The 7,900-nt window shown below is 39.6% G+C and carries 10 protein-coding genes; 6 read left to right on the top strand and 4 right to left on the bottom strand.

Annotated features, from left to right (window positions below; genetic code table 11):
- The 4 genes from QMD21_06890 to QMD21_06905 all read left to right on the top strand — a co-directional run.
- Window positions 1–437: hypothetical protein (locus QMD21_06890; GenBank protein ID MDI6856485.1), on the top strand; the 437-nt coding region annotated here is incomplete at its 5' end.
- 4 nt (window positions 438–441) lie between these two features.
- Entirely contained in the window at window positions 442–594 is a 153-nt protein-coding gene (locus tag QMD21_06895) for a hypothetical protein (GenBank protein MDI6856486.1), read from the top strand.
- Window positions 569–997, top strand: a complete 429-nt coding sequence (locus QMD21_06900) for a hypothetical protein (GenBank protein MDI6856487.1) — start codon at window positions 569–571, stop codon at window positions 995–997. The genes QMD21_06895 and QMD21_06900 overlap by 26 nt, the downstream gene beginning before the upstream one ends.
- Before the next feature lie 9 nt (window positions 998–1,006).
- Window positions 1,007–2,824, top strand: coding sequence for an aldehyde ferredoxin oxidoreductase family protein (locus tag QMD21_06905; protein MDI6856488.1), 1,818 nt, complete (start codon window positions 1,007–1,009; stop codon window positions 2,822–2,824).
- Between the two features lie 181 nt (window positions 2,825–3,005).
- Here the strand turns inward: QMD21_06905 and QMD21_06910 are convergent, their stop codons facing one another.
- The 4 genes from QMD21_06910 to QMD21_06925 all read right to left on the bottom strand — a co-directional run bounded on the left by QMD21_06910 (window position 3,006) and on the right by QMD21_06925 (window position 5,244).
- Window positions 3,006–3,200 carry a hypothetical protein gene (locus tag QMD21_06910; protein ID MDI6856489.1) on the bottom strand — a complete coding sequence of 65 codons (195 nt, stop codon included), beginning with the start codon at window positions 3,198–3,200 and terminating at the stop codon, window positions 3,006–3,008.
- Between the two features lie 88 nt (window positions 3,201–3,288).
- A complete protein-coding gene (locus QMD21_06915; GenBank protein MDI6856490.1) occupies window positions 3,289–3,756 on the bottom strand; it encodes a hypothetical protein in 468 nt (155 codons plus the stop codon).
- A 226-nt stretch (window positions 3,757–3,982) separates the two neighbouring features.
- Window positions 3,983–4,255, bottom strand: a complete 273-nt coding sequence (locus QMD21_06920; protein MDI6856491.1) for a hypothetical protein — start codon at window positions 4,253–4,255, stop codon at window positions 3,983–3,985.
- Window positions 4,255–5,244 (bottom strand): hypothetical protein, encoded by a 990-nt coding sequence (locus tag QMD21_06925; protein MDI6856492.1) that lies wholly within the window; start codon window positions 5,242–5,244, stop codon window positions 4,255–4,257. The genes QMD21_06920 and QMD21_06925 overlap by 1 nt, the downstream gene beginning before the upstream one ends.
- Before the next feature lie 116 nt (window positions 5,245–5,360).
- Between QMD21_06925 and QMD21_06930 the strand changes: the two genes are divergently transcribed.
- Entirely contained in the window at window positions 5,361–6,896 is a 1,536-nt protein-coding gene (locus QMD21_06930) for a hypothetical protein (GenBank protein MDI6856493.1), read from the top strand.
- Window positions 6,897–6,933: 37 nt separating this feature from the next.
- A complete protein-coding gene (locus tag QMD21_06935; protein ID MDI6856494.1) occupies window positions 6,934–7,623 on the top strand; it encodes a hypothetical protein in 690 nt (229 codons plus the stop codon).
- Window positions 7,624–7,900 lie beyond the last annotated feature (277 nt).

Genomic DNA, 7,900 nt, shown 5'->3' on the forward strand with positions numbered 1-7,900 from the left:
ACCATATCCCACTACTGGGGTTAGTAGATGAAGTCAATGCAACCTACAACTGGTGGGGCTCTGCAGATGGGCCAAGCGGTGTGGGATCCGGAAGCGGCGACAAGGTAAGCGGTAATGTACTCTACGATCCTTGGCTCATAAAGCCTTATCAAGAGGGAATAGAAATAAGTAAGCTGCCTAGGGGCTTTAACATGTTTTACCTTCTTGGGATAGGAGTTGCAGTTGCTGCCGGAATAATCATAGCAGTATTCCTTTTGAGAAGAAGAGCCGCCATCCCCAAACCCGAAATACCGCCAAAACCAGAACTAATCCCTCCTCAAATACCTACACTTACCATCCGCTGCCCCCAGTGCAAATCAACATTTACAGTAGAGAAAAAAGAAAAACCGTTCAAGGTTAAATGCCCATCGTGTGGTAAAGAAGGTGTGATAAGGTGAAAAAATGGTAAAAGTTAGCAACCAAAGCTGGCATAGTAAAAAGAAACTTGCAAAATGGTTCAAAAAACTTGCACCTGAAAAAAGGTTAGAGATTGCAAATCAAATAGAAATGCTCAGAAAAGGTGCTAAGATTGTTAGAATTAGAGACGATATTTAAAAAATTGAATAAGAGGCAGGTTAAATATCTTATAGTTGGTGGTTTAGCAAGTATCTTATATGGAGTGCCAAGAACCACTGCTGACATAGATATAACTGTTATGCCCACTATGGGTAATTTAAAAAAAGTAATTACCGCTCTAAAAGAATTAGGATTAAGACCTGAGATTGACGATATAACTGAGATTCTTGGTGTGGGTGGCACATCTTTTACAAATGATTGGGAAATAGACATGCTTGCAGATATGGAACTCAAAGATTTTGAGCATGCATGGGAAAACAAAACTATAGTTGAATTTAAAGGTGTTGAGTTATATATAATTCCTAAGGCTCTTCACATCGCTACACTAAAGAGGCTAGGCAGAGCTCAGAATAGAGAAGATCTAAGATATTTGGAGGAATGAAAGATGAAAATGTACGGCTACGGCGGTAAAATACTCAAAGTCGATTTGACTACTAGCAAAATCTCTACAGAAGAAACCAAAAAAGAGTTCATCGAAAAATATCTTGGTGGCGATGGCTTCGGAGTAAAATTATTATATGAAAATTTCAAGCCAGAAACACAAGCGCTCTCGCTAGAAAATATTCTCGTAATTTCGCCAGGCTTATTTACAGGCACACCTGTTCCTACTGCAGGTAAGACAGGCTTCTATTCTAAATCGCCTTTAACAAATGCATTTGCGCAGTCAATGCTCGGCGCTTTTGGCTACGAACTAAAATATGCATGTTATGATAGCTTGATAATCAAAGGCAAATCTGAAAAGCCGTGCTACTTGTGGATCAACGATGATAATATAGAAATAAAAAACGCGGAGCATGTCTGGGGTAAGGATACAAGAGAAACTGCTGAGCTGATAAAGAAAGAAGCTGATCCTAAAGCTACAGTTGCCTGCATTGGTATTGGCGGTGAAAATCTGGTTAAGTTTGCTTGCGTTTGCTGCGAAGAGCGCCAGGCAGGAAGAACTGGTATGGGCGCAGTAATGGGGAGTAAGAACCTAAAGGCAATTGCTGTGAGAGGGACTAAAGGCTTGGAAATTGCAGAGCCAGACAAACTAAAATCATTAGCTGAGATATTTTTGAAAAAGATTCTGGAGCATCCTTCTTATAAAGAAGACACTCTTTACGGCACTGGCGAGTTCTTAGAATGGGTTAATAATGAGCGCGGTACTTTACCTACAAGAAATTGGCAAGCGTCAATATTTGAAGGAAGCAAAACAATTTCTCCGTATTACTGGGCACCGAAGTATTCCAAAAAAAACAAAGCATGCTTTTCATGTATAAAACCATGCGGTAAATTATTTGTTATAGAAGAGGGTAAATATAAAGGAACTGTGGTTGACGGCCCTGAATATGAGACGCAATATGCACTTGGCAGTCAGTGCGGCAACGATGATATAGAAGTACTTGCGAAAGCAAATGAGCTCTGCGATCTATATGGCATTGATACAATTTCATGCGGTGTAGTTATAGGCTTTGCTATGGAACTTTTTGAGAAAGGTATTATTAGTGAAAAAGAAGCAGGCTTAAAACTGACTTTCGATAATCACGAAGCTATTCTTACTATAATAGAGAAAATTGCAAACCGCGAAAGCATTGGTAATGTACTTGCAGAAGGTGTAAGAATTGCAGCTCAGAAAATCGGCAAGAATGCTGAGAGCTACGCACTTCACGTTAAAGGCTTAGAGCCTCCAGCTTACGATGTTCGAGGCTTGAAAGGCATGGGCTTAGGCTTCGCTACTTCGCCGCGCGGAGCGTGCCATTTGCGCTCAGGCTTCTACGGCGTTGAGTTAACAGGCAAATGGTGGAAGTTTAAAGATATCGACAGATTTTCAACTGATAAGAAAGGAGAATCTGTAAAGATAACAGAGGATTTAATGTCTCTGTACGATGCTGTTGGCTTGTGCAAATTCTCGCGCCATATATTCTTTTTGGAAGAGATACCTCAGTTTATAGAAGCAGTAACAGGTTTGAAATTTAGTAATGATGAGCTTTTGAAAGTAGGAGAAAGAATAAACAATATCAAAAGATTATTCAATTTAAGAGAAGGCTTAACAAGGAAAGATGACACTTTACCAAAACGCATATTTACACCGATACTTGAAGGCAAAAGTAAAGGCTCTTACATTAAAAAAGAAGAGCTTGATAAAATGCTTGACGATTATTACGAAGCGAGAGGGTGGGATAAAGAAGGAATACCGACAAAAGAGAAGCTGAAAGAGTTAGGACTTTAAAGTAGGAAACGACAATTGAGATCACAGCCGACGACAGGGCGATATTTATAAAACAAGAAGTGTTAAATGAAAAATTGCTTGGTAAGTTTCTCAAACATGTAAAAGAAACATTGAAGACTTTGAAGTTCTGAATATTACGGCACTTCGCCTATCTGCTCGGACTTTAGATGCTTGTCCGCCGTTACGCTCTTTTCTCTAGCTCGGAAACGTCTATTTGGTCTTTACCTCTTTTCGAGCGCCTTTTTATCTTGAGCAAATCTTCTTTGCCTATTACAAAAAATTTTACATTATCAAACTTGAAAATTTTTCGCCTTTTCCAAAGCTCATTGAATTTGCTGCTATCTATTTTTACCAGACCTATTTTACATTCAGACAATGATAATATTTTTCATCACTTATGGAGTTGCAAAACTTACCCAGCTCAGTTATATCATAGATTTTGAAAAGATGCTTGAAAAGCTTCGTCAAGCTAGCGCTCTCTCGCGCTCTAGCAGTTCGCGCTCCCTCTCTATAAGCTCTTCTTCCAATTTAATTCGCTTTTCTTCTCGCTGCGCAAGCTCCATTCTAAGGTTTCTTAACTTTTCTCGCTCTTTCGATAGATTCTCTTTCTCTAGAAGTAGCGCTTGCTCGCTTTCCTTAATAGCTTGCTCACGTCTAGCTAAGCTCTCGCTATTCGATTTTAAACTCAATTCTCTGGCTCTAACTTCTTCAGCTTTTTTTAGTCTCCCTTCAATATTTGCAAGTTCATTTTCTTTTTCTGAAATAGTATATTCTCTTACTCCAAGGAGCTCTTTGTCTTTCTTTATTTTTTCAGACTCTTCTGCTATAACCCTCTCCCTCTGCTCTAAGCTCTTTTCTTTAGCTTCTAACTCTTTACCCCTTTCCTTTAGCGTTTCTTCTTTTGCGTTTAACTCCCTCTCCTTTTCTATCAATCTTTTTTCTCTAATCTCAAATTCCCCTATACGCTGCCTTATTCTTTTGCCTTTTTCTATTATCTCATCTACCTTTTCTAAAGCGCCTCTAAAATCGTTTAAAACTGCTTCGAAATCAACGACTACTTTTTCCCTAGCTGCGTTCGAACTTGTTTTTTTCGCTCTCCATTTTCGTATTACCAGTTTATTACTGTTTTGAGTATATAATAACTAACGTCTGCAATTTTCAAGGCGGTAATAGAATAGCTTGATGGAACATTATAAAGAGCAGTGCTGCTGCTACTGCTATTATTACACCTGCAAGTGCTACAAGGATACCTATTTTGACGAGTGCGCCGGTAGCAATAAATCTCAAAATCTTCTTTCGTAACGCTGCTCTTTTATCAAATAACTTTAACTTCTCTAAATTTTCAGCTCTTGCTACAGCCACTCTCGTACCGCAGATTTCACAAATGTCAGTGCTACTTTTAGGATTACCGCATATTTCGCAAAGGGGCACTATGCCTTCTCCTCCTTTTCTGCAGCTCTTAATTTTGCCAAGAGCCCTTTCCTAGCCTTCTTCTCAGGAAGCTCTTCTTTTGGCTTGGCTTCTAATTTCTCAAGCACTTCAGGCTTTATGCCGAACTCTGCGATTAGTCTCTTCCTCATATCCTCTTCTACCTTTTTCGCCTCTAACTCAAGCTTCTTCTTCATTTCAGCCATTTTTACTACTCTGAACGGTTTGGCTACCTCAGCTGCAGCTGGCGGTGCGCCCTTTTTAAGGATAGGGCATGTATCCATATAAGGGCATGATATTTTACCGCTCGGTACAGCTGAGGGTACCGTCGGCGGGGTTTTCAGTACGAAAGGCGAAGCTTCAAGTCTTAAACTCAACTCTTGGCACTTTTTGATAGAGCTATCGAGCAACTGAGCGCGCCTCCTTAAAGCCAGCATTTTTTCAGTAAATTCTTTACGCTGCACTTTATCAATAAGATGCTCAGAGGCAGCTTTTATTATCTCTTCACGAACTTTTCCAGCTTCAGCTTCGAGCTGGCTGAACTTGGCTTCTATAGATTCTTTGAATTTATTAGCCTCTTCTACAAGAGCTATAAGACCAGGATCAATTTTAGAAAGCGTCTCTCGAGCAGTTTCTAACGGTGCACTAACTAACTCTCTAACCTCAGGCATGACAGATTCTTGAAGTTCTAGCTTGCGGATGAATTTCAACGCTTCAGTGTACCACAAAGGTTGCACTATCAGCCCTCTTTTGGTGACCATTACCTGCTCTTCAGGCAGGTAAGTAGAGGTTTTGCTCTCTTCATCTACAACCTCGTACCCTATTACTTTGCCGTCCGCTGATAAAACTTCTCTTACTACAGTACCTATTCTTTCAGCGCCTTCTTCTGCGTAAGCCTCTTTGCCAACAACGCTTTTCACTCTAAATTTAGGCTTTTTAACTTTTTCTGCTTTCTTAGCATTTTCAGGAGTGGCTATTGCGAGCGCAATCACGTTCTTTCTTCAACCTCATTGGCTATATCCATACGAGAAGTTATAAACATTACGGTGTGCTCATTTATACGACTTACGATAGATATTTATAGGATGTAGTAGTAAAGAAAGACATAATGAAAACTGCACCTCGAGTGCAAGAGGTAAATATCATAGCGAGAGCGAAAAAGTTAAAAGAAGAGCCAAGTTTGATAATTCCAAAGTGTTTTGGCAAATGTAGAAAATGCGGTTTTGAAAAATTAAAATTGCAGCTCGAAAAAGTATATAAACACAGAGATAACAATATAAAACTCAGCTGGTTTGTTAATCACGGCAAGCGATTAGCGAGGGCTTACGCATGCTCCATACTTGTTGCTAACGCAGAAAAGCTACATTATCTTGCAACAGCACGCTTTGGCACAGATACAATACCTTATTATATAAGAGGTAAAGCGCGTGCCGAAGAGCTGATCGGAGTACAGTACTATGACGATCAGAAATTAAGGTTACTGGCTATAGCTGAAATTGCTGCTAGAAAGAAATTACATGTTTATTCATGTGCTAGTGGGCTGGTATGTACAGGTAAAGTGCCTGGAATTCCTAAAGAGCTTGTAAACCAAGCTTGCTCTGAATTAGGCTTAAAACAAGTATCTGATAACAAATATGCCTGCAGTCATCTAATTACTCTCAGTAGCGAAACAGGTTTGGCAATTACTTTGAAGTCAGCAGACGTAACTCTAACGATATGCGAACGCTGCGTAAGCGCTCAGAAAAATACTTTTGCAGTTATTGCACAATATATCAGTGCTAAAAATGCAAATGACGATTTTAATATTAGATTGCTCTATCAGCCTAAGTGCGTTAGTAAATGCGCTAAGTGCGTTATTCGCGAAACAGCTGCTGAAGATGAAGATATTATTCAAGATTATTTCGATGCTAAGCTCACAGACTATACATTACTACGTAGCTATACAGAGCGAGTGAAGAGCGCGCTCTCAAAGCTCCAGCAAAGATTATTTATTGCTGCTGATAACTGCTACGGCACTGACACAATTTCTTTTGTTAACGCACTAAATCCTTCGTCGGAGGAGCGTAGAGGGGTTGAGGCGATGATAAATAATCTTCGCGGCCCTGTGCTCTTAAACGAGCTATCTCTGCACGAGTTTCTTACTAAATACTGGTCTCAAGCAGGTAAATATGCACTTGAAGCAGCAGCACAAGACAAAGAGGCAGCGGAAGAACTATGGCAAGAGCATTTATCACCTAGAAATTTACTGAGAATTGCGCATAGAAGGGCTAAAGAGAAGGAGCTGTTAGCGAGTCTTCCTAACTATACCGCTCTCCCTGAGCTTGCGCAATTCGCAGATAGTGCTGCTAAAATGTATAAGCTTAAAGGTGTTGATAAAATATTGAAATTTATTGATAGCGAAAGTAAAAGAAAAGATTTTAAAGTTAACTCTGTAGCATATGCTTTTTTACTTGCAGTTGCTCCGGAATATGCTAAAAATATAGAGTGGCGCTACTCTAAAGTAGAGAAAGAACTAGCTGCGTTTCTAAAGCATTACGTAGATAATTTAATTTCAGCGAGTAGTTATGAAGATTATCATCTGGCGCTACAAAGTTTATTGAGCGCAGCTGGAAGTACCGAAAAAATTCAGCCTTCTAGAGCATAGAAAAATACTTGATTTTAGAATGCATAGTAAGTAGCAGATGGCGAAAAAAGCTAAAGGCTCTAAACCAAAGAAGACAAAAATTATAGATATATTAATGGCTCTTAGAGTTGTAGTGCTTGCACTTATTATAATTTCGCTGTTACTGCCTTGGTACTATGACAAAGCTTCTCGTGGCAATACCTCTGTAGAAGCAACTTGGTATCTGCTGTCTCATAAAGTTGTCTCTCGTAATGTTACATTGCAAATACATACATATAGCTATGATGATGTAAAACCCAGCATTCCTAACACAGTAAACGTGTGGAATAACACTTTCATACTAATGGTACTTGCATTAGCTGCCTGGCTGATATCGTTAATATGCAGTTATTTAGTAAAGCTCAAATATATTGGTAATAGATGGAGTATTGGAGTAGAGCTTATTGCGTTCTTAATAATACTTGCTCCTGCTGCATATTTCTATATCTACTATCCTAGCGCAGTTGCAACAGATGCTAGCGAGGTAGCAAACGGTAGCAATATCTACATAACCCAACACGTTGGTATTGAGACTTTTCAAGTAGCGCTTTCAGGCGGGCTTGGAGGATGGGGGCCTAGCTACGGATATTTTTGTATGCTCGCCGCAGGAATTATAACACTGCTGATACTTGAAGAGCGTTTTAGATTCGGTATAGGCGGCGTATTAGACAGAATGATCGAGTATAGGAAAAGCGCTAAGAAAGGCTAGCTTATTGCAGATCGGGAGATACAGATTGACTTTTCTCGTATAAAAACATAATTGATTTCTCTAAAAGTAGGGCTTGGTATCCGTTAGGTTTTCTTTTACCTAAACAGACACCTTTCCCGGTGATGGGAAATGAACCCCGGCAATGAAGATATAATTAGGAGATTAAAAACCTGTCGGGGAGAGGAGAACAAGTGGTATGGAGATTTGGATAAGGACTACAAGGAACGGATTGAACGCATTGAAGAAGGTTTTAAAGAACCGAACAGAGACAAACCAG

Source organism: Candidatus Thermoplasmatota archaeon (assembly GCA_030018475.1).
In the GTDB taxonomy this organism is placed as follows: domain Archaea; phylum Thermoplasmatota; class JASEFT01; order JASEFT01; family JASEFT01; genus JASEFT01.

Coding starts and splice junctions, on each gene's coding strand:
- QMD21_06930 (MDI6856493.1), top strand. CDS start 5,361: ATGAAAACTGCACCTCGAGTGCAAGAGGTAAATATCATAGCGAGAGCG.
- QMD21_06905 (MDI6856488.1), top strand. CDS start 1,007: ATGTACGGCTACGGCGGTAAAATACTCAAAGTCGATTTGACTACTAGC.
- QMD21_06935 (MDI6856494.1), top strand. CDS start 6,934: ATGGCGAAAAAAGCTAAAGGCTCTAAACCAAAGAAGACAAAAATTATA.
- QMD21_06895 (MDI6856486.1), top strand. CDS start 442: ATGGTAAAAGTTAGCAACCAAAGCTGGCATAGTAAAAAGAAACTTGCA.